Annotated in this window: 17 protein-coding genes; 4 read left to right on the forward strand and 13 right to left on the reverse strand. The window is 55.9% G+C overall.

Annotation, left to right across the window (positions count from 1 at the left end; all coding sequences use genetic code 11):
* Positions 1 to 20: 20 nt before the first annotated feature.
* Positions 21 to 1661 carry a BCCT family transporter gene (locus tag ACT3UM_RS15535; RefSeq protein ID WP_498900246.1) on the forward strand — a complete coding sequence of 547 codons (1641 nt, stop codon included), beginning with the start codon at positions 21 to 23 and terminating at the stop codon, positions 1659 to 1661.
* Positions 1662 to 1745: 84 nt separating this feature from the next.
* Here the strand turns inward: ACT3UM_RS15535 and ACT3UM_RS15540 are convergent, their stop codons facing one another.
* The 7 genes from ACT3UM_RS15540 to ACT3UM_RS15570 form a co-directional block, all read right to left on the reverse strand.
* Positions 1746 to 2867, reverse strand: coding sequence for an ABC transporter ATP-binding protein (locus tag ACT3UM_RS15540; protein WP_498900248.1), 1122 nt, complete (start codon positions 2865 to 2867; stop codon positions 1746 to 1748).
* Positions 2868 to 3048: 181 nt separating this feature from the next.
* On the reverse strand, positions 3049 to 3927 hold the full coding sequence (locus ACT3UM_RS15545) for a carbohydrate ABC transporter permease (protein ID WP_498900250.1): 879 nt from the start codon (positions 3925 to 3927) through the stop codon (positions 3049 to 3051).
* Entirely contained in the window at positions 3920 to 4846 is a 927-nt protein-coding gene (locus tag ACT3UM_RS15550; protein WP_498900252.1) for a carbohydrate ABC transporter permease, read from the reverse strand. The genes ACT3UM_RS15545 and ACT3UM_RS15550 overlap by 8 nt, the downstream gene beginning before the upstream one ends.
* A 114-nt stretch (positions 4847 to 4960) precedes the next feature.
* Positions 4961 to 6220, reverse strand: a complete 1260-nt coding sequence (locus ACT3UM_RS15555) for an ABC transporter substrate-binding protein (protein WP_498900254.1) — start codon at positions 6218 to 6220, stop codon at positions 4961 to 4963.
* Positions 6221 to 6331: 111 nt separating this feature from the next.
* A complete protein-coding gene (locus ACT3UM_RS15560; protein WP_498900256.1) occupies positions 6332 to 7831 on the reverse strand; it encodes an ATP-binding protein in 1500 nt (499 codons plus the stop codon).
* Positions 7828 to 8553, reverse strand: a complete 726-nt coding sequence (locus tag ACT3UM_RS15565; protein ID WP_342411076.1) for a response regulator — start codon at positions 8551 to 8553, stop codon at positions 7828 to 7830. Before ACT3UM_RS15565 ends, ACT3UM_RS15560 begins: the two co-directional genes overlap by 4 nt.
* A gap of 116 nt (positions 8554 to 8669) precedes the next feature.
* Complete coding sequence (locus tag ACT3UM_RS15570) at positions 8670 to 9467, reverse strand: HAD family hydrolase (RefSeq protein ID WP_498900258.1); 798 nt, start codon at positions 9465 to 9467, stop codon at positions 8670 to 8672.
* A 161-nt stretch (positions 9468 to 9628) separates the two neighbouring features.
* Between ACT3UM_RS15570 and ACT3UM_RS15575 the strand changes: the two genes are divergently transcribed.
* Positions 9629 to 11569 carry an exoribonuclease II gene (locus ACT3UM_RS15575; protein ID WP_498900260.1) on the forward strand — a complete coding sequence of 647 codons (1941 nt, stop codon included), beginning with the start codon at positions 9629 to 9631 and terminating at the stop codon, positions 11567 to 11569.
* Between the two features lie 114 nt (positions 11570 to 11683).
* Here the strand turns inward: ACT3UM_RS15575 and ACT3UM_RS15580 are convergent, their stop codons facing one another.
* From ACT3UM_RS15580 to ACT3UM_RS15590, 3 genes are all read right to left on the reverse strand, one after another.
* Positions 11684 to 13309, reverse strand: coding sequence for a methyl-accepting chemotaxis protein (locus tag ACT3UM_RS15580; protein WP_498900262.1), 1626 nt, complete (start codon positions 13307 to 13309; stop codon positions 11684 to 11686).
* A gap of 183 nt (positions 13310 to 13492) precedes the next feature.
* On the reverse strand, positions 13493 to 14704 hold the full coding sequence (locus ACT3UM_RS15585; RefSeq protein ID WP_498900264.1) for an extracellular catalytic domain type 1 short-chain-length polyhydroxyalkanoate depolymerase: 1212 nt from the start codon (positions 14702 to 14704) through the stop codon (positions 13493 to 13495).
* Positions 14705 to 14757: 53 nt separating this feature from the next.
* Positions 14758 to 15174, reverse strand: coding sequence for a CopG family transcriptional regulator (locus tag ACT3UM_RS15590; protein ID WP_498900266.1), 417 nt, complete (start codon positions 15172 to 15174; stop codon positions 14758 to 14760).
* Between the two features lie 201 nt (positions 15175 to 15375).
* Here ACT3UM_RS15590 and gpgS point away from each other — a divergent pair, with 201 nt between their 5' ends.
* Positions 15376 to 16494 carry an N-acetylglucosaminyl phosphatidylglycerol synthase gene (gene gpgS / locus ACT3UM_RS15595; RefSeq protein ID WP_498900268.1) on the forward strand — a complete coding sequence of 373 codons (1119 nt, stop codon included), beginning with the start codon at positions 15376 to 15378 and terminating at the stop codon, positions 16492 to 16494.
* Entirely contained in the window at positions 16472 to 17506 is a 1035-nt protein-coding gene (gpgF, locus tag ACT3UM_RS15600) for a glucosaminyl phosphatidylglycerol flippase (RefSeq protein ID WP_498900270.1), read from the forward strand. Before gpgS ends, gpgF begins: the two co-directional genes overlap by 23 nt.
* A gap of 52 nt (positions 17507 to 17558) precedes the next feature.
* Here the strand turns inward: gpgF and sucD are convergent, their stop codons facing one another.
* The 3 genes from sucD to lpdA form a co-directional block, all read right to left on the reverse strand.
* Positions 17559 to 18431 (reverse strand): succinate--CoA ligase subunit alpha, encoded by an 873-nt coding sequence (gene sucD / locus ACT3UM_RS15605; RefSeq protein ID WP_009287300.1) that lies wholly within the window; start codon positions 18429 to 18431, stop codon positions 17559 to 17561.
* Positions 18431 to 19597, reverse strand: coding sequence for an ADP-forming succinate--CoA ligase subunit beta (gene sucC, locus ACT3UM_RS15610; RefSeq protein WP_035577585.1), 1167 nt, complete (start codon positions 19595 to 19597; stop codon positions 18431 to 18433). The genes sucD and sucC overlap by 1 nt, the downstream gene beginning before the upstream one ends.
* A 175-nt stretch (positions 19598 to 19772) precedes the next feature.
* Positions 19773 to 21212, reverse strand: a complete 1440-nt coding sequence (gene lpdA / locus ACT3UM_RS15615) for a dihydrolipoyl dehydrogenase (protein WP_240716123.1) — start codon at positions 21210 to 21212, stop codon at positions 19773 to 19775.
* Between the last annotated feature and the right edge of the window lie 131 nt (positions 21213 to 21343).

The raw sequence follows: 21343 nt of genomic DNA on the forward strand, positions 1-21343 counted from the left end.
CCAGTGCGGAGAAACTGTTTATGAACACCCCCAATGATTCTGACTCGCCCCCGATAGCCAGCGATATGCAGACCGACTATGTCGTCGGCCAGGATAATATTAAGGGGCAGCTTGGCCCCTTCGGTTTTGATATCCACAACCGCGTCTTCGTGGTCTCTGCGGTTGCCTCGGCAATTTTTATCGTCCTCACCCTGGTGTTTCCTGAACGCGCGAGCAGCGTTTTCCAGTCTATCGTTGCCTTCTCTACAGGAACGCTGGATTGGTATTTCATGATCCTGGTGGATTTCTTCATTTTGTTCTGCTTAGCCCTGGTGGTACTTCCTCACGGCTCGGTCAGATTGGGCGGCCCCGACGCTAGGCCAGAGCACAGCTACCTCTCCTGGTTTGCGCTGCTGTTCACTGCAGGCATTGGCATTGGCCTACTGTTCTTCGGCGTGCTAGAACCGGTTTATCACGCCAATGTTTCGCTACCGCTGGGCGTTGAATCTCCCTTCGGTGCCGATGGCGAGCTGAATCCTGATGCTATTGCTGACGCCAGTGCACTAGGCCTTGCGGGCACCTATCTCCACTGGGGTATCCATGGCTGGGCGGTTTATGTCGTCATGGCGCTAGGACTGGGTATTTTTACCTATAACAAAGGCCTGCCCTTCTCGATCCGCTCGGCATTTTTTCCTATTCTCGGTGACCGTGTCTGGGGCTGGTGGGGACATGCGATCGACATCCTTGCCGTATTTTCGACTCTATTTGGACTGGCGACATCGCTAGGGCTTGGGGCGCAGCAGGCCAATGCGGGGATGAACTTTGTTTTCGGTCTGGAGGTAAGCACCACCACCCAGGTCATCGTAATCGTACTGGTCACGGCGGTGGCGCTCATATCGGTGTGGCGCGGGCTCGAGGGGGGCGTTAAGAAGCTCTCCGAGATTAATATGGTGTTGGCCGTACTGTTCTTCTTTTTCGTGCTGTTCGCTGGCCCCACGCTGCTGGCGTTAAGCGGATTCTGGGCGGGTCTAACAACCTATGTGACAGACTTTCTACCGTTATCGGCGCCCTTTGGCCGTGACGATGACTCCTTTCGTCAAGCCTGGACCATTTTCTACTGGGCTTGGTGGATCAGTTGGGCACCTTTCGTCGGCATGTTCATCGCTCGGGTGTCGAAGGGCCGTACCGTGCGTGAGTTCGTCCTCTGCGTACTGCTGGTTCCCAGCCTGTTTATCTTTATCTGGATGGGCGTCTTTGGTTCAACCGCGCTTGAACAGCTCTACGCCAACCCTGCTGGCAGCCTGGTTAAAGAGTATGTGATCGACAACTACAGACCCGAGCTTTCGCTATTTGGCATGCTGAATGAACTGCCGTTGACAGGATTGATGTCGACGCTGGGAATCGTTCTGGCGCTGATTTTCTTTGTCACCTCCTCTGATTCCGGCTCACTAGTGATCGACACCATCACCGCCGGTGGCAAAATCGACGCTCCGCGGCCTCAGCGGATGTTCTGGGCAATTGTGGAGGGCCTGATCGCCATTGTGCTGCTAATCGGCGGTGGCCTAACAGCGCTTCAAGCGGGGGTCACCGCCACGGCGATACCCTTCTCTATTGTGCTACTGGTGATGTGCTACTCGATCATCAAGGCGCTCAATGGCGAGCTGCGGCTTCTACGTAAATAACACCAACATATAAGCCATGGTAAAAAGAGGCCCCTGCTAAATCAGCAGGGGGCCTCTTATTTCAACAAGCTCATACGCGGGCGCTTAAGCAATACGCTGCTCGGTCTCTGCATCAAATAGAATCGCTCTGCCCATATCAACACGTAGCGATAAGCGCTCCCCTGCAACCACTGCGCATTTAGGCCCAACACGGGCGGTAACTTCCTGTTCGCCCAGGGGTAAACGCAGCAAGATATCCGCCCCGGTAGGTTCTACCACCGCCACACTGGCGCTCAGCAGCGTTCCTTCGGCTTGGGACGTTAACCGCTCATCCTCTTCGCTGAAGTGCTCCGGACGCAGGCCAAGAATCACCGGCTGATTCAACCGCTCGGCCATATCTGGTGCGATACGCGCTTCCGGCCAGGGCAGCACCAGCTCATCCTCACCTGGCGTGACAATACGCAGTTGATACCCACCGTTATCGTCCTCCAGCGTGGCGCGAATGAAGTTCATCGACGGTGAGCCCATAAAGCCAGCCACAAACATATCCACTGGGTTGTTGTAGACCTCATCCGGCGAGCCCAGCTGTAAAATATGGCCATCGCGCATCACTGCAATGCAGTCTGCCAGGGTCATCGCCTCGACCTGATCATGGGTGACGTAAACGATGGTGGTGCCCAGGCGCTGGTGGAGCTTTTTGATCTCGGTGCGCATATCCACGCGCAGCTTGGCATCCAGGTTGGAGAGCGGCTCGTCAAACAGATAGACTTTGGGCTCTCGAGCTAACGCTCGCCCCATCGCCACCCGCTGGCGCTGCCCGCCGGAGAGCTGGGCGGGCTTGCGCTCCAGCAGGTGAGTAATCTGCAGCAGATCCGCTACCCGCTCCACAGCGGCCTCTCGCTCGGGTTTGGGCACTTTGCGCATCTCCAGCCCGAAGCTGATGTTCTGGCGCACGGTCATACTGGGGTAAAGCGCGTAGGACTGAAATACCATGGCGATGTCGCGATCTGCGGGGGTGCGCCAGGTCACGTCTTCACCATCGATATAAATATTGCCGGAGGTCACCGGCTCTAGCCCGGCAATGGCATTCATCAGCGTGGACTTGCCGCAGCCCGAGGGGCCAACCAGAATCAGGAACTCGCCGGAATCGATCGAGATGCTGACGTCTTTGAGCACCCGCTCGCTGCCAAACTCTTTGCGCACGTTGTGGATTTCTAACGCTGCCATAATGAAAATCCTATTCTAAAGCGACTGACAAAATCCATTCATCTGGGTTGGTCAGAAGCAGCCCTCCGCGGGGGCGCTGTGAACCCATCCCTGGGCGCTACTTTCGCCATCCCTGGCGAAAGACCCCCGCTACGGGCTGCTTCTGACCTTCTAGAAATGGTTGCCACTCACCTAGTTGTTATTAGCCTTTAACGGAACCGGCTGTCAGCCCGCGCACGAAGTATTTTCCCGCCAGCACATACACCAACAGGGTAGGCAGCGCGGCAATCATCGCCGCCGCCATATCCACGTTGTACTCGCGAACGCCGGTGGAGGTATTCACCAGGTTGTTTAGCGCCACGGTAACGGGCTGGGTGTTGTGGGCTGAAAACGCCACGCCAAACAGGAAGTCATTCCAGATTTGGGTGAACTGCCAGATCACCGAAACCACGATAATCGGTGCCGAAACCGGCAGCAGAATGCGCCAGAAAATGCGGAAAAAGCCTGCGCCATCCAACTTCGCCGCCGATACCAACTCGTTAGGGATACCCACGTAGAAGTTGCGGAAAAACAGCGTGGTAAAGGCGATACCAAACACCACATGCACCAGAATCAGCCCGGCGCGGGAACTGGAGATACCCAGCCAGCCGAGGGTTTGCGCCATGGGGAGCAGCACCACCTGGAAGGGAATAAAGCAGCCAAACAGCATTAGCGCGAAAACTAATTCAGAGCCTTTGAAGCGCCATTTGGTCAGCGCGTAGCCGTTAAGGGCACCGATCGTGGTTGAGATCAGCACCGCTGGAATCACAATCGCAAAGGAGTTCCAGAAGTAGCCGCCAACGCCATCGCAGCGCATGCCGGTACAGGCTTCACCCCAGGCTTTTGTCCACGGTGCCAAGGTGGGATTTTGCGGAAATGAGAGCAGCGACCCGGCGCTGATTTCACTCAGCGGCTTCACCGAAGTCATCAGCATGACTACCAGCGGTAGAATATAGAACAGCGCGGCGAGTATCAGCACGCCATAGAGCAGGCCACGGCCCAGCCGCGCAGCGGGCGTCTGACGACGAATCACATTAGCCATGCTTGCGGCTCCTTAATTCGGAGTAGAGGTAAGGAATCAAAATCGCCAGCACGCCGCCCAGCATCAACATGGCACTGGCAGAACCCAAGCCAATCTGCGCACGGGTGAAGGCGTGAGCGTACATAAAGGTGGCGGGTAAATCGGTAGCATAGCCAGGCCCGCCCCCGGTGAGCGCGACGACCAGGTCAAAGCTCTTAATGGCAATATGGGCCAAAATCATTACGGCGCTGAACATCACCGGGCGTAGGCAGGGCATCACCACGCGCAGATAAATCCGCGGCAGGCTGGCGCCATCCAGCTGTGCGGCTTTAATAATGCTGTCGTCGATGCCTCGCAGTCCGGCTAAAAATAGCGCCATCACAAACCCGGACGCCTGCCATACGGCGGCAATCACCAGGGTGTAAATGGCCATATCCGGGTCGACAATCCAGTCAAAGCGAAACGACTCAAAGCCCCAGCCTTGAACCATCGCTTGAATGCCCAGTTGCGGATTAAGCAGCCACTTCCACACCACCCCAGTGACGATAAACGACAGCGCCATGGGGTAGAGGTAGATGGTGCGCAGCGCGCCCTCCTGGCGAATTTTCTGATCGAGCAGAATCGCCAGCAGCGCGCCAATCACTAGGCAAATCGCCACGAACAGCACGCCAAAAATCATCAGGTTGGTGGAGGCAACCCACCAGCGCTCATTGGCCATTAAGCGTGCATATTGGCCAAAGCCGACAAAGTCATAGCTGGGCAGCATGCGTGAACTGGTGAGCGATAATACGAATGTCCATAGCATAAAGCCGTAAACAAAGAACAGCGAAATCGCCACTGACGGCGCCAGCACTAGGCGCGGCAGCCACGCCTGCAAACCGCCGGATGGCGTCGACTGCTTAGCGCCAGTCCCTAAGCGTGTCGCAGAGGTGTTTTTCATGGGGAGGGAAGCTCTCATGCAGAAGTGTCCTTGCCAAGCAGCACAGTGTTCTTGCTAAGCAGAATAGACGCCGCCGTTGCGACGGCGCCTGGAGAACGCAAGGTCTAGAAAACCTTAGAAAGAGGCCGCTTGGGCAGCGCTCACCATGCGTTCTGCCGCTTCTTCAGCAGGCATATCGGCATCGTTGAAGTAGTTAGTCACCACGTCAAAAATGGCGCCCTGAATATCCGCACGCACGGCCATACCGTGGGCCATACTGGGCACTAGGCCACCCTCTTCAGCGGTGCGCTGGAAATCGGCCAGGGACTGCTGGGCACAACTATCGAATTTGCTCATATCCAGGTCAGGCCGCGCCGGAATAGAGCCTTTTGCAAGGTTAAACGCTTCTTGGAAAGTAGGCTCAAGCACCAGGCGGGCTAACGCTTGCTGCGCTTCGCGCTCCTCGTCGTCGCTGACCCGGAACATGGCCAGACTATCGATATTGAAGGTGAACGCATCTTCGGTGCCCGGTGCTGCGGCACACAGGTAATCTTCCCCGGCGGTCAGTCCGGCCGCGGTGAACTCCCCTTTCGCCCAATCGCCCATGAGCTGAAACCCGGCCACTCCCTCAATCACCATGGCGGTAGCGACATTCCAGTCGCGCCCGGGCATACCTTCATCCATCAGCTCGCGGGTACGCTTGAAGTCTTCAAGTGCGTCGATCATTTGTTCGCCGCCCAGCGCTTCAGGGTCTAGCTCTACCAATGCCTGCTGATAAAACTCGCTGCCCTGGCCGCCTAATAGCACGCTTTCAAATACCGTCGCGTCCTGCCAGGATTGGCCGCCGTGAGCCAGCGGTACGAATCCCGCTTCGCGGATGGCCTCACCGGCTTCAAATAGCTCATCCAGCGTAGTTGGCATTTCAACCCCTGCCGCTTCCAGTACGTCCGGATTGGCCCACAACCAGTTTACCCGATGCACATTGACGGGAACTGCCACGTATTGGCCGTCGTGGCGCATGATTTCGGCCACGACTTCAGGGAGGAGTTCGTCCCAACCTTCCGCATCAGCCACGTCATTCAGGTCACCGAGCAACCCCAGATCACCCCACTCCTGAATCTCGGGGCCTTTGATTTGCGCCGCGGAGGGTGGGTTGCCCGACATGGCACGGGATTTAAGCACCGTCATGGCGGTTTCACCACCGCCACCTGCCACGGCAAAGTCCTGCCAGCCGTAGCCTTCAGCTTCCATTAACTCTTTAAGCACGTTGGCAGCGCGAGCTTCACCACCGGAAGTCCACCAGTGCAGTACTTCAACTTCATTAGCTTGAGCGGTGGTCGCTAGCGTGGCACCTGCCAGAGCAAGCGCGAGGGTCGTCTTCTTTAACGTCGACATGGAGTAACTCCTTATATTGTTATTGTCCTCTCGGACGTTCGACATCCAAGAGGTTACGCCAAGGTGAGCGTCAACGGGAGTTACCGAGTACTGCATAGTATTGGGGTTTTATTACAAACCTGTAATAGTTTCCTGGCGGGATAGCGAGAGAGTCACCACCAGCCCTCCATCAACATGGTTGGCGAGCGTGATATCGCCGCCATGGGCACGGGCAATATGCCGGGCAATGCCCAACCCGAGGCCACTACCACCCGTGTGTCGACTGCGTGAGGGCTCCAGGCGCACAAAGGGCGAAAACACCCGCCCCAATTGCTCTTCGGGTATACCTGGGCCGTGGTCACGAATACGCATGGTGACCACGTTACCGTGATCTATTAGCTGCACATCGGCCTGCTTGCCATAGAACACCGCGTTCTCAAGCAGGTTTGCCAGGCAGCGTTTAAGCGCCAGCGGTTTGGCAATCAGTGTTGCGATGGGGTGAGTGCTTTTAATCTCGATAGTGACCTTACCGCCTTGAAGGCTAAGCTCTTCGGCCAACTCTTCGATCAAGTGCGTTAGATCAACGGACGTCGGCTCTTCGTGCAGATCCAGGCCTTTCACCGAGGCCAAGGCACCTTTAACCAAACTATCCAACTCATCCAGTGAGGCGCAAAAACGCTCGCGCTGATAGTCGTCATCAAGCATCTCGGCGCGCAGGCGCATCCGGGTTAACGGCGTTTTTAAGTCATGGGAAATCGCCGAAAATAGCCGCTCGCGCTCCTCAATCTGCTCGCGGATGCGGCGCTGCATACGATTAAACGCCGCGGCGGTGGCGGCGACCTCTTTGGGGCCGCTCTCTTTGAGTGGCGGCATATCCAAGTCATCGCCCAACTGATTCGCTGCCCGTGAAAGCCGCGCCAATGGCCGGGTCACGCTGGTAATACCCAATAGCGAGAGCGCCAGCACGCTCAACAGCACCAGCAGCCCGACCAGTAAACGCTCTTCAGAGAGCCAGCGATAGCCGCTGAAAATATCCGGTACGCCCAGCAGCGTGGCCACATACAGCCAGGTGCCTGGAGCAAGCTCCAGTTGAACCACTAGAATCGGTGGGGAGAGTGGCTCCATCAGCAGGCTGTGCTGCCCCCAGCGGGGCGGTAGATCGTAAAGCAGTACTTCGTTATTGAGCACTCTCAGGTTTTCTGGGCGGGAGAACTCGACAATCACGTCGTCAATATTGAGCTGCTGGGTGAGCACCGAGCGCACATTGTTCACCACCACCTGCTTTTCCGGCCCCGAGCCGATATCGTCGATGGCCAGCCTGCGTTCGTTGACGCTAACAAAAAAGCGCGTGCCGCCCATATTTCGCAGCTGATCGAGCACGATGTGGCGGTAGTCGACGGGCAGTGAGCGAAAAAACTTCATGGTGGAGGCGATGCTAAACGCCATATTGGTGGACAGCTCATCAAGCTGTGCCAAGTGGCTGGAGCGCACCTGGGAAGTCCAGATGGCGTAGCTGGCCCCTTGGGCGACCAGCACTCCGGCGATCATAATGATCACAAAGCGCCCGCGCAGAGACGCTGGCAGCCAGCGAGATAAGCGTCGCCGGATATGCGCCCACCCCGCCCGGCTCACGTTAATGCATCGACCTGGGCGGTTAACACATAGCCTGCCCCGCGCACCGTGCGAATCAGCTGCGAGTGCTGGGCATCTTCACCCAGCCGTTGGCGCAGGCGGCAAACATGGACATCAATTGAGCGGTCAAGCGGCGGCGCGTCCCGCCCCCGGGTAAGCGCGTATAGATCATCCCGAGTGAGTACCTTCGCCGGATGCTCTAAAAACACCTGCAATAGCTGAAAATCAGCGCCTGAAAGCGCGGCGCGTTCGCCCTGCAGGTCAATCAGCTCGCGGGTCATCCGGTCGAGTTGCCAATTACCAAAACTGACCCAGCGCGCCTGCCCGGCGGGTAACTCTGGCGGAGCACAGCGGGTGCGCCGCAGTACCGCTTTGATGCGCGCCAGCAATTCGCGGGGATTAAACGGCTTGCCCAAGTAGTCATCAGCACCCAGCTCCAGACCCAGAATGCGGTCGGTCTCATCGGCGCTGGCGGTAAGCATTATGATCGGCACATCGCTGTGCTTTCGAACATCGCGGCAGATGGTAAAGCCGTCGTCACCGGGGAGCATTAAATCGACAATCAGCAAGTCAGGGGCGTGTTCAGCACGCAGCGAATGCAGCGCTTGGGCGCCGTCCGCTGTGAATACCCGATAGCCGTGGCGGCCCAGGTAGTCAGCGAGCAGTTCACAAATTTCCGGGTCATCGTCGACCACAATCAAAGTAGCAGGGGTTGTCGTCATCGCAGCGGGTTCAGCCCTACACTGTTGTCGTTATTGGGTCTTGATGATGGTCGAGGGGCTAGGCAGTAGCAATAGCGCTACGACCAAGGTTGCATTAGCCGTTAGTGCATTGGCGCTTAAAGCCTAAAGCGCTTTTTCAGCCATACGGCAACGGCAGCCTCACCATGGTGGCCAATGCGCTCGGCCCCGGTGACACGATCAAATAACGCAGGGTGAGCATTGGCCATTACCTGGGCTTCCCCTGCTAAATCGAGCATTTCGGTATCGTTAAGATTATCGCCAAATGCTAGGCAATCTGCAGGCGTTAAGCCCAACCGTTCCAGCAGTGATGACAGCGCAACGCCTTTATTAACTCCACCGGCCATGATTTCCAACGAATCAATCGTGGAGTAGGTAATATGCAGCGCTTCACCGTGAGCCTCATGAGCCTGGGCCTCCAGCTGTTTTAGCGCCTCGGGATCACCTAGATAGAGCACTTTGCCCACGCCGTTAGTATCCATTTGCGCGGGCGGCACGACTTCGTAACCAAACCCTGTGGAGGCGTGAAGGGATAATAAGTGCGGGGCCTCTGAGTCAATATGCCAGCCGCTTTCGCGATAAAGGTTAAGCCGTACCTGGGGCGGACGCGGCAAGTCGATCAGCGTCTTAGCATGTTCAGGATCAAGGTGATTAGCCTTCAACAAGGCATCATTGGGATCATGTACATAAGCACCGTTGGTGCTGATAAGGTGCGCAGGAATAGCCAACTGATCACGAAACACCTTCATATCGTGATAATGCCGCCCGGATGCGAGCGCGACATGATGCCCCTGCTCCACTAATTCCCTTAGCACCTCTACGGTGCTTTCATGCAGGGTGTGGTCGCTTCCTAATAGGGTGCCATCCAGGTCAGAAACAATCAGGCGGGGTGTCATAGCGCGCTCCATAAGTATGGGTATTTAGCTTAACCGATTCATCCGAGCGTATGTAAGCCTTTGACTCGCCGTTACCTGCGACGACTTCACACAGTGATAATTGGCGCGGCCCTTGTGAATCCGTATAGTGGCACCCTAACTCTCGCCAACTGATTGAGCTCATGCTTCAGAATAACTCCATGCTTGCCCAGCTCAAGCAACAGATTCGTCAAACCACCCCTCGTGCTGAAGGGGTGATCAAAGCCACCGACAAAGGTTTCGGGTTTCTCGAAACCGACGACGGTGAATCCTATTTCGTGCCGCCGCCCGCCATGAAGCAGGTGATTCACGGTGATCGCGTGGAAGGCGTGATTCACGAGAACGGTGACAAAAAGTCCATTGAGCCGGAAAAGCTGATTGAAGCGGGTCTTGATCGGTTTGTCGCCCGGGTGCAGAAGCGCGAAGGTCGCCTATCTGTTGTCCCCGACCACCCGTCGATTAAAAATATTATCAAGGCGCGGATAAAGAACAGCCTTGATGAAGAGAGCATTGCTGATGGCGATTGGATCGTCGCTCGGCTGGTACGTCATCCGCTAAAAGCCGACGACCGCGCCTTCTTTGCCCAGATTGATGAGTTGGTCGCCAAAACCGATGACCCGGCAGTGCCGTGGCGCGTTACGCTAGCTCGCCATGCGCTGGAACAAGAGTGCCCCGACGCGGGCACCGACTGGCCGCTGATGGATGAAGGCCTGACCCGCGAAGACCTGACCGCTACGCCCTTCTTCACCATTGATGGTGAAAAGACCCGCGATATGGACGATGCGCTGCACATCGCCTCCCGCGCCGAAGGCGGCTGGCAGTTGAGCGTAGCGATTGCCGACCCCACCGCTTACGTGGCAGAGGGCCATGCGGCAGACTTAGAAGCCCGTACCCGCGCTTTTACCGTTTATCTGCCCGGCCAGAACGTCACCATGCTGCCGGAGCAGTTGGCAGATGACCTCTGCTCGCTGTGGGAAGGTCAGGATCGCCCCGCGCTGGCCTGTACGCTGGATATCAATGCCGACGGCAGCATGGGCGATTACCGCTTTTTTGCGGCCAATGTTAAGTCTCACGCCAAGCTCGTTTACGACAACGTTTCAGATTGGATCGAAGGCCAAGGCGATTGGGCGCCCGCTGATGATATCGCTGAGCAACTCACCGCACTGCGTGACTTGACCGAGGCACGTACCGCTTGGCGTAACGAACACGCGCTGGTGTTTAAAGACCGCCCGGACTACGTGTTTGATCTCGACCCCGCCGGTAATGTACTGGCAGTGCGCACCGAAGAGCGCCGCATTGCCAACCGCATGATCGAAGAGTCGATGATTGTCGCCAACGCCTGCTGCGCGGACTTCCTGGCCCAACACATCGGCCACGGTATCTTTAACGTGCACCGCGCCTTTGAGCCGGAGAAAGCCGAAGCTGCCCAGGAGTTTTTGGCAGGTCAGGAGATCGTCGTCGAGCGCGAAGCGCTCACCGAGCTTGCCCGCTACACCGAACTGAAGCGTGCGCTGGAAAGCCGCGATGACGCCTGGCTGGATGCGCGCTTGCGCCGTTTCCAGGGCTTCACCATGATGTCCGCACAGCCCGGCCCGCACTTTGGTTTAGGCTTGGCTGCCTATGCCACCTGGACCTCGCCGATTCGTAAGTATGGCGATATGGTCAACCACCGCCTCATCAAGCGCGTGCTGAAAGGCGAACAGGCACCCGCCGAAGCTACCCAGCAGCTCACCGAGCAGCTGACGGAGCGTCGCCGCCTGAACCGTATGGCCGAACGGGATGTAAAAGATTGGCTCTATGTGCGTTACCTGACGCCCTCCGCGCAGAACCAGGACACCTTTGAGGCCGAAATCATGGCCATCAACCGTGGTGGTATGCGCGTTCGCCTGCTGGAAAATGGCGCGACGGCGTTCGTGCCCGCACCCTTGATGCACAGTGACCGCAGTAAAGTGGTCATTGACGACAAAGAGGGGCGTATTCAAATCGAGGGTGAAGAGCGTTATAAGCTTGGCGATCCTATTCGCGTCATCTTGACTGAAGCCCGCGAAGAGACCCGCTCGCTGGTAGCTAAACCCGCTGCATAAACTAGTCGCAATAACCGACAACGGCGCCTTAGGGCGCCGTTGTTGTTTCTATAGTTCAGGCCGTTATTTGGTCAGCCCTATCGTTCACATCAATGTAAATACATAGCTTCTGATTTAAAACTCTGCTTGTCTTGCAGCCGAGGATAAGGCCATTGAAGGCTTATAATCTGATGCCTTTTGCACGACAGCTTCATCTATCTGAAAGGCAGCTACCAGCTCGCGAAGACGCCCAGCCTGATCTTCCAAGGAAAAGGCTGCATTAGTCGATTGCTGAACCAGGGTGCTGTTTTGCTGAGTAGTAGAATCCATTTCAGTAATAGCCGTATTGATCTGCTCGATACCACTACTTTGCTCCCGAGTGGCAGAAGAGACCTCGACCATCAGCATAGCAAGGCGCTGGATCACCGCTTCCGTCTCACCAATAGTCGCAGCGCCTCGCTCCGCTTGGTCAGAACATAGCTTTATTTTGCTACGCGTATCGTCCAGCATAGTGCGAATCTCACCTGCTGAAGCGGCACTGCGGCTTGCTAACGCACGCACTTCTGTTGCCACCACCGCAAACCCACGGCCTTTATCACCAGCACGCGCCGCTTCAACGGAGGCGTTTAAGGCCAGGATATTGGTTTGAAATGCAATGGTATCGATGGCCTCAACGATCTTATCCATGCTAAGCGATGCGGCGGTCACTTCACGCATTAACTCCACGCTACGGGAGACTTCTTGACCGCCACTTTGCATCTGTTGTGAAGCATTATGGGCCAGCGTATCAGCCTCTTTGGTTGAATCGCTATTCTGACGAACCGTTGCCGTCATCTCCTCCATACTAGAAGCCGTTTCCTGCAAGGCAGCTGCCTGCTGCTCAGTGCGAGCGGCGAGCTCCTGCCCACCTTGGGCAATCTCATTGGCTCCGTTCAAGACATTCTCACTGGAGTCACGTAGTGATGCGACCAGAGTAGTGAGCGCTTTACTCATTTCGGCCATGGAGGTTAATAACTGAGCCGTTTCATCACGCCCTGTGGCTACGATATCGTGTCGCAGATCTCCTTCCGCTACGCGCTGGGCAACCTCAACGGCCCGCCGCAAAGGCAGAACGATGCTACGCGTAATGGCAATTGCCAGCGCCAGCGCCATCAACAACGCCACCCCCGCAAAAATACAAAGCTGCCAAATAGCCAAACGATACTCAGCATTTATCGCCTCATTAGCCGTCTTGACCCCTTCAGCAGCCACTAGGCTAATTTCATCAGCCAACTCCTCAAGCTGGTAGATACTCTCTTTATGCTCACCGAAAGCCAGATTGGCTTGAGAGGTTTCGGTAATACTGCCTAACTCAATTTGGCGATAGACTGACAGAAAACCCTCTTCATACCCCTGGAGGGCGCTTCCTGCCTGTTGGTACAAAGCATCGAGGCTATCTTTATCGGCAATTTGGCTACCCGCCTGGAAAGCGGCCTGTATTTCTTCGATGGTCGCCGCCCAACTTTGCTGATAAGCCGCTACACGATCACGACTGTCAATATTGATGAAGATATCTTTTTCAAAGCGCCGCGCTTGCAATGCCAGACGCTGAATTTCAGCGGCATTGCTTGCTAGAGCTACGTCCGTGTCCAGGGTTTTTTGGGCAGTATCTTTGGTGAAGGTGATGCCCATAATTCCCGCTATTAAAGTGCCCAAAAGAAATAGCGAGACCAAGCCAAAAGCCAGTGCGAGCCGTGTACCGATCTTGAACCGTGAAAGCATTGCCAAATCCTAACAAGTGAAAGAGCTAGGATTTTAGGCAACAAGAATGAAAACTGTAACTCAACCTTTGCAAACTATTGTCAACTTTTATACATATTCAAAGATTATCTACTATACCAGCGCGTCTCACCTGCGCTAACTTACTGACAGACTAGACATAACCTGAGCGGATATCGGCCAGCTCTATGACACTATCTGCCGATGCTGACAGAAGAAACGCAGCATTTCCTTGGTGGCATTGGGGCCTTTCGGGTCGGTATAGCTTCCTTTCGTGCTGCCGCCCGACCAAGCGTGACCCGCCCCGTGTACCTGCCACTGCTCCAGATGAGTTTCGCCTTTCGCATTATGGTGCGTGGTACAGGTATAGCCGTGGCCATTGGCTACCTTCCCCTTCTCCACTGTCGCCCCTGCTTGATACGACGTGCTGTACTGGGCGGCTACGCGATCCGCATTGCTGGGGTGTACGGTGGTATCACGATCACCATGAAAGATAATCGCTGGCACATCCGACGCCCATCCGGCTCCTTTAGCTTGGTTACCGCCACCGAGCGACCCTGTGCCACCCTGCATTGCTCCCAGAGCATCGGGAAGACTCTGGGCCACGCCATGGGGCAGTCCGGAGTGCACGCCCACCGCCGCAAACAGATCCGGGTAGGTCATCGCCAGGGTGGTTGCCATGGCGGCACCTGCCGAAAGGCCTGCAACATAGACCCGGGACACATCAAGGCCATGGGTATCAATGATCTGGCGAGTCATGCCCGCAATAATCGCGGGTTCACCGCCCTCGCGCTGCTGATCTTCGGCTTTGAACCAGTTCCAGCACCTAGAGTGGTTGGCGGTCATAGGCTGGGCCGGATAGAGCACACAGCACTGCTGCTCTTCGGCCAACCGGTTCATCTCGGTTCCGGCAGCGAAATCATCAGGGTTCTGCGTGCAGCCATGCAGCATCACCACCAGCGGCAGTGCCTGACCGGTATAGCCGCTAGGGATATACAGTTTGTAATCACGTGCTCCCACATGGTTGGTAAACCGACCAGCAGTGAATGCCCCGGGCTGTGCTTCCTCACTGTCACTAGGTGCTTGCTCGGGTTGCGCCATCCCACCGCGAAACTTCATCCACTTATCCCGCCATGCAGCAGGCACCTTAATATCGTTGGGCGTGAATGCTCCGGCTGGCGAATCAGCAGGCTCTGGCTTGGATACAGTGGCTTCTTCGCCGATAACCTCGCAGGCTCCGTCGAAGGTATTGCCACCTCGATAAGCGTTATCCGGTGTTGCATCACGCCCAGCTTCGGGCACGCTGCGCTGGAGAAGGGCCATGGCCTCGTGAAGTTTCCCTGCACGGGTGAGTCGCGTTGCTTCTTCCATTCGTTTCGTCACAGTGGCGTCAATCATGATCAAAGTCCCTATTTAGTGATGCAGTGGTTGCCTGTTGAGTGGCAGGCGCTTCAGTGGATTCGATCCGCCAGAGCGGCCTTAACCGCTTTGCTGGCATTAAGTGCCCCCAATACGACCACCGACTCGATGGTGGCAAGGGCAAGCTCCGGCGTTACATCGTCGGCAATGCTGGCCATACCCAGCACCTGAATCTGCAACATCTCCCCTGCTGACTGCAGGGCCTCCAAATCTGCGCGACTATAGTGCTCAAGCCCTAGCACAAACGATTTGCGGGTGACGGTCTCTCTCACTACATCAGCATGGTTTGCCAACTGATTGCGGATAGCCGTTCGAATCAGATCGGTTCGGTTGGAGTAAAACCCTTCCTGAACCAACAGGTCAATCTGCCCCAGATCAACGACCCCCAGATTGATCGTAATCTTCTCGCTAGCGTCGCCGCTCTTGCGGCGCAGTTCGTGCACGCTCATGTGTGAAGCCTCGTTGTGCTCGTCATTGAACATTTCATTGGCACTATAGCACCCAAACAGACTCCACATACCATCCATATGGATGGTATTTATAATAATTTAGTCTCATAAATAGTCCAGCGCACCGGTTCAAGTGTCGTCGAACTGACTTATTTCTCCTTTATGGTGAAACGATGACACTCTTTGTGGTTGGAGGTTAGCTTGCACATTGCCGATGTGACGATGTTCCATGCCCCGGCCAGCGGCGGCGTGCGTACTTATTTACAGGCCAAACACCGCGTTTTTGCACGTGTTCCACAGCTTCGTACCAGCCTGCTGGTGCCGGGGGCAGAGCGCGATAGCCTGGGCGATCACCATACTTTACCTGCGCTACACCTGCCTTTAGGCCAGGGCTATCGTTTTCCATTACGCTCCTCCCCCTGGCGGGATGCCCTGGTTGATCTTAAGCCTGACCTCATCGAGGCTGGCGACCCGTACGTAACGGCTTGGGCTGCACTCTCAGCGGGTCAACGACTTGGCGTGCCGGTGGTAGGCTTCTATCACTCTGATCTTCCCCGTTTGATGGGTGATCGCTTAGGGCGCTACGTTGAGAAGCGCTTAACTCACTATGTAGCGAACCTTTATAGTCGGTTTGATAGCGTGTTGGCGCCCTGTAACGCGATGGCAGATCGGCTGCGCGACTGGGGTGTCGATAATGTTCGCGTTCAACCGCTGGGTGTCGATTTAGCGCAATTTAATCCCCAGCAGCGTGACCCGACGCTCAGACAGACCATGGGCATACCCAGCGATAAAAAGCTGCTGATCTTTGTGGGACGTAACTCCCGCGAGAAAAATATTGATGTACTGCTTTCAACGATGCGTCAGCTAGGCAGCGATTACCATTTGTTGCTGATGGGCCCCGGCATGCCGCATCACGTACCCAGCAATGTCACCATTGTCGATCGCTGCTGTGGCGCCCACGAGGTCGCGAAGGCGCTGGCCAGTAGCGATGCTCTGTTACATGCGGGCACCCGCGAAACCTTCGGCTTAATTGCTCAGGAAGCGATGGCAAGCGGTATTCCAGTCATAGCGGCGAACGCAGGGGCGCTGGCAGAAAATGTGCCGTTGGGGGCGGGTATTTTATGCAAACCGCTTGATCCAACTGCCATGGCTGAGGCGTGTGCGGCGCTATTTAGTAATGATGTGGCCTCCAGCGGGCGCTATGCGCGCCGTCATGTGGAGCGCCATTTCAACTGGGATGGCGTCATGCACTCACTGCTTGAGCACTATCAGCAGCTTTGCCACGGCAGCCAACCGTATGCACACAACCAACACCTCTAATCGTCGCCAGCTACTAAAGTGGCGGCCTATTCACGGCGTGATGATTGCCTTGGCGCTGATTGCGCCGCTGGTGCTCACCGCCTGGCTGGGTGGGGCCGAGGCGCTTCAGCGCGTCAAACACTTCCCGCTTGGGTTGCTGCTATTGATGCTGGTGATGGCCTTTCTGTGCTGGAACCTAAATGCAGCAAGGCTGCGTTTGATGCTGGGCGGCCGTGCAGGCAAGCTAGGACAAGGCGGCGCTCTGGGCATTGAACTGGCGTCTAAATTTGCCCTGTGCGCCACCCCAGGCGGCAGCGGCGGCCCAGTCACCCTACTGGTGCTGCTTGCCCAGCGCAGCTTCCCGCCCGCCAAAGGCGCGGCGGTATTCTTGATTGACCAAGGCTGCGACTTACTGTTCTTCCTGGCGATGCTGAGCAGCTTGGTGCTATTTTCGCTGCTCAGCGACACTCAATGGCCACATCAATCGTTGGTACAGTGGGCGCTGGCCGGCTTAGCCTTTATGGCGACGTTGGTGATTGTGGTAATGCGCTATTTACCCAGCCTATTGCGCTCACCCAGTGTGAACATGCCATGGCCAAGCCGTTATCGGCGGCGCTGGCTGGCACGGCGTTTATTGCGCTGTCGGCATGCGCTAAAGGTGACGCTTGAACTGCCGCGCTCTACGCTGCTCGCGATGATGCTGCTGACCACCGCGCATTGGCTGATGCGCTATAGCTTGCTCTATTTGGCAGTGCTAGGGGTGGGCGGTCATGCAGATTGGATGTGGACGTTTCTAACCCAAATGCTGGCCATGGCTGCCAGTCAGTTCAGCTTTCTGCCCGGGGGCGCGGGTGCTGCGGAGATGGGCGTGGGTGGCCTGTTGCTGCCGTTAATGGAGCGCGATCAGGCCGCTGCGGCTGTATTAGTATGGCGCTTAGTTAGCTACCACCTATATTTGGCGGCAGGTGCCCCGCTGTTTGTGCTGTATAGCTATCGCATGCTGCGCCGATCACCGGCACGGCAGCACAAATGAATAAGGGCGCCCCGAGGGGCGCCCTTATAGCGTGCAGCTAAACGTCAGTGGCTTACCAGCCAGTGACTTCTTTCAGCGCATCGCCGATTTCCGCCAAAGAGCGCACGGTTTTCACACCGGCGTCTTCTAGAGCAGCAAACTTCTCGTCAGCGGTGCCTTTACCGCCAGAGATAATCGCGCCCGCGTGGCCCATACGCTTGCCAGGAGGTGCAGTTACACCGGCAATGTAGGAAACCACGGGCTTGGAAACGTTGGCTTTGATGTAAGCTGCCGCTTCTTCTTCAGCCGTGCCACCGATTTCACCGATCATAACGATAGCTTCGGTTTTCGGATCCTTCTCGAACATCTCAAGGATGTCGATGAAGTTAGAGCCCGGAATCGGGTCGCCGCCGATGCCTACACAAGTAGACTGACCAAAACCGTGATCAGTGGTCTGCTTGACGGCTTCATAGGTCAAGGTACCAGAACGAGATACGATGCCTACGCGGCCCGGCTGGTGAATGTGACCCGGCATGATGCCGATTTTGCATTCGCCTGGGGTGATAACACCGGGGCAGTTCGGGCCGATCAGGCGTACGCCTAGCTCGTCACACTTCACTTTGGCTTCGAGCATGTCTAGCGTAGCGATGCCTTCAGTGATGCACACAATCAGCTTGATACCGGCATTGGCCGCTTCAAGGATTGAGTCTTTACAGAACGGCGCCGGTACGTAGATAACGCTGGCTTCCGCGCCGGTTTTCGCTACCGCTTCTTTCACGGTGTTGAAAACGGGCAGACCGAGGTGCTCCTGGCCGCCTTTACCCGGTGTAACACCACCGACCATTTGCGTACCGTAGGCAATCGCCTGCTCGGAGTGGAACGTGCCTTGGCCACCGGTAAAGCCCTGGCAGATGACCTTGGTGTTCTTATCGATCAGGATGCTCATTACTTGCCCTCCGCCGCTTTAACGACCTGCTGAGCCGCGTCGGTCAGACTGGTAGCCGCGATGATGTTCAAACCGCTAGATGCTAGTTTTTCAGCACCCAGTTCGGCGTTGTTACCTTCCAGACGTACGACAACCGGTACATTGACGCCCACTTGCTCAACGGCACCGATAATGCCTTCAGCAATCATGTCGCAACGTACGATACCGCCGAAAATGTTAACCAGTACGGCTTTAACATTGTCATCCGACAGGATGATTTTGAACGCTTCTGCCACGCGTTCCTTGGTGGCGCCACCGCCAACGTCCAAGAAGTTAGCGGGCTTGCCGCCGCTCAGGTTAACGATGTCCATGGTGCCCATGGCCAAACCTGCGCCGTTAACCATGCAGCCGATGTTGCCATCAAGCGCTACGTAGTTAAGTTCCCATTTCGCCGCATCGGCTTCGCGCTGATCTTCTTGCGAAGGATCACGCATCGCCTGCAGGTCAGGGTGACGGTAAAGCGCATTGCTATCCAGACCCAGCTTGGCGTCGAGGCAGTGAAGATTGCCTTCGTCGGTAATAACCAGCGGGTTAATTTCTAACAGCGCTAGGTCTTTGTCATGGAACAACTGGGAAAGACCTAAGAAAATCTTGGTGAACTGCTTGATCTGGTCGCCTTTCAGGCCCAGCGCAAAGGCTAGTTCACGCGCTTGGTACGGCTGTGCGCCGACCAACGGATCGATTTCGGCTTTGAGAATCTTTTCCGGTGTCTCTTCTGCAACCGTCTCGATCTCTACACCACCTTCGGTAGAGGCCATAAAGACCACACGACGGGTAGTGCGGTCGACAACGGCACCGAGATAAAGCTCGTCGGCGATGTCGGTGCAAGTTTCAACTAGAATCTTGGCAACCGGCTGACCTTTTTCGTCAGTCTGGAAGGTAACCAAGTTCTTGCCCAGCCACTTTTCAGCAAAGGCTTTAGCTTCAGCCGGGTCTTTGATCAGCTTAACGCCACCCGCTTTACCACGGCCACCGGCGTGCACCTGGGCTTTAACCACCCACATGTCACCACCGATTTTTTTACAAGCCTCTTCCGCTTCTTCGGGCGTGTCGACTGCAAAGCCTTTAGACACTGGTAGACCATAATCGGCAAACAGCTGTTTACCTTGATACTCGTGAAGATTCATCGATTCATGCCATTGGTTGCATGTGACTCGAACGATGACCCGTTTTCTTTTGAGCCGTCTTACAAGAACAGCCTTAAAAGAACGGGTCATCCCCGTTCTTTCGATCTTTGTGGATTAAGACAAAGCCGAAAGTTTGCGCCACCCTTAAAAGGTGGCGCTTCGTTGTTTAACTAAATTACTTACGCTTCTTGCGATTGGCCATATGAATCGCATGACCATCAACCGCAAGCGCTGCTTCGTGAACAGCTTCCGACATGGTCGGGTGCGCGTAGCAGGTCAAGGCCAGGTCTTCGGCACTGGAGCCAAATTCCATGGCAATCACGCCTTGAGCGATCATCTCGCCCGCGTGTTGACCCACGATGTGCATACCGAGAATACGGTCTGTTTCCGCATCGGCGATAATTTTGGCACTGCCTTCGGTGGCGTTGTTAGCCATCGCGCGGCCGCTTGCCGCGAACGGGAAGGTACCGGTTTTGACTTCGATGCCTTTCGCTTTAGCGTCTTGCTCAGTCATACCCACCCACGCCACTTCCGGGTAGGTGTAGATAACGCTAGGAATGGTGTCGTAGTTCATCTCGGCTTTATGGCCAGCGATAATATCCGCCACCATAATGCCCTCTTCAGAGGCTTTGTGCGCCAGCATCGGGCCGCGTACACAGTCACCGATGGCGAAAACGCCCGGGACGTTGGTACGGCACTGGTCGTCAACAAAGATGAAACCACGCTCATCCAGCTCAACGCTTACGCCGTCGGCAATCACGCCTTTGGTATACGGGCGACGGCCAACACAAACGATGAGTTTATCAAACGTCATCTCTTGTTCGCCGTTGGCATCGCTGTACTTAACGACGACTTCTTCGCCTTTGACTTCAGAACCGGTCACGCGAGCGCCGAGTTTGATATCAAGGCCCTGCTTTTTGAGCAGCTTCTGAGTCTCTTTGGCGACAGTGGCGTCTACCATCGGCAGGAAGGAGTCCATGGCTTCAAGTACGGTGACTTCTGAGCCCAGACGGTTCCATACGCTGCCCAACTCAAGGCCGATGATGCCGGCACCAATCACACCTAAACGCTTAGGCGTTTCAGTGAATTCGAGTGCGCCGGTAGAGTCGACAATCAAGCCTTCGGTCAACGGGGTCGGCGGAATTTCCACCGGTACTGAGCCCGCGGCGATAACGATGTTGTCGGCATCATAAGTAGTGGTATTGCCGTCATTATCGGTCACTTCGACCTGCTTGCCGGAAACCACTTTACCGGTACCTTCGATGGCGGTAACGCCGTTGGCCTTGAACAAGCCAGAGATGCCGCCGGTCAAGTTCTTAACGATCTTGTCCTTGCGCGCCATCATCTTTGTAACGTCCATGGAAACGTCGCCAGCCTGAATGCCCATATCGTCGAAATCGTGTTTGGCTTCAACGAACTTGTGGGAGGCTTCAAGCAACGCTTTAGACGGGATGCAGCCCACGTTCAAGCAGGTGCCACCGTGAACAACATTGCCTTCTTTACCGATCCATTTTTCAATACAGGCCGCTTTTAGGCCCATCTGTGCAGCACGAATGGCGGCAACATAACCACCAGGGCCGGCACCGATAACGATCACATCAAACTTATCAGCCATGTTGGCTCCTTTAGCTTGCTGGCCTCCCCCCGCTATTGACTAAAGCCGGGTAGGAGGCTGTGTGCGATTGCAGATAAATCCTGGTTAAGCAGTAGCGTACTCAATCATTATTGCAATAACGAGAACGCTTA

The organism is Halomonas sp. AOP13-D3-9 (assembly GCF_052379125.1).
Taxonomy (GTDB): Bacteria; Pseudomonadota; Gammaproteobacteria; order Pseudomonadales; family Halomonadaceae; genus Vreelandella.

Bases quoted from the DNA above. Each gene is read 5' to 3' on its own strand.
- sucC (WP_035577585.1), bottom strand. From the start codon at position 19,597: ATGAATCTTCACGAGTATCAAGGTAAACAGCTGTTTGCCGATTATGGT.
- lpdA (WP_240716123.1), bottom strand. From the start codon at position 21,212: ATGGCTGATAAGTTTGATGTGATCGTTATCGGTGCCGGCCCTGGTGGT.
- ACT3UM_RS15535 (WP_498900246.1), top strand. From the start codon at position 21: ATGAACACCCCCAATGATTCTGACTCGCCCCCGATAGCCAGCGATATG.
- gpgF (WP_498900270.1), top strand. From the start codon at position 16,472: ATGCACACAACCAACACCTCTAATCGTCGCCAGCTACTAAAGTGGCGG.
- ACT3UM_RS15575 (WP_498900260.1), top strand. From the start codon at position 9,629: ATGCTTCAGAATAACTCCATGCTTGCCCAGCTCAAGCAACAGATTCGT.
- ACT3UM_RS15555 (WP_498900254.1), bottom strand. From the start codon at position 6,220: ATGTCGACGTTAAAGAAGACGACCCTCGCGCTTGCTCTGGCAGGTGCC.
- ACT3UM_RS15570 (WP_498900258.1), bottom strand. From the start codon at position 9,467: ATGACACCCCGCCTGATTGTTTCTGACCTGGATGGCACCCTATTAGGA.
- ACT3UM_RS15550 (WP_498900252.1), bottom strand. From the start codon at position 4,846: ATGAAAAACACCTCTGCGACACGCTTAGGGACTGGCGCTAAGCAGTCG.
- sucD (WP_009287300.1), bottom strand. From the start codon at position 18,431: ATGAGCATCCTGATCGATAAGAACACCAAGGTCATCTGCCAGGGCTTT.
- ACT3UM_RS15540 (WP_498900248.1), bottom strand. From the start codon at position 2,867: ATGGCAGCGTTAGAAATCCACAACGTGCGCAAAGAGTTTGGCAGCGAG.
- ACT3UM_RS15590 (WP_498900266.1), bottom strand. From the start codon at position 15,174: ATGAGCGTGCACGAACTGCGCCGCAAGAGCGGCGACGCTAGCGAGAAG.
- ACT3UM_RS15585 (WP_498900264.1), bottom strand. From the start codon at position 14,704: ATGATTGACGCCACTGTGACGAAACGAATGGAAGAAGCAACGCGACTC.
- ACT3UM_RS15565 (WP_342411076.1), bottom strand. From the start codon at position 8,553: ATGACGACAACCCCTGCTACTTTGATTGTGGTCGACGATGACCCGGAA.
- ACT3UM_RS15580 (WP_498900262.1), bottom strand. From the start codon at position 13,309: ATGCTTTCACGGTTCAAGATCGGTACACGGCTCGCACTGGCTTTTGGC.
- ACT3UM_RS15545 (WP_498900250.1), bottom strand. From the start codon at position 3,927: ATGGCTAATGTGATTCGTCGTCAGACGCCCGCTGCGCGGCTGGGCCGT.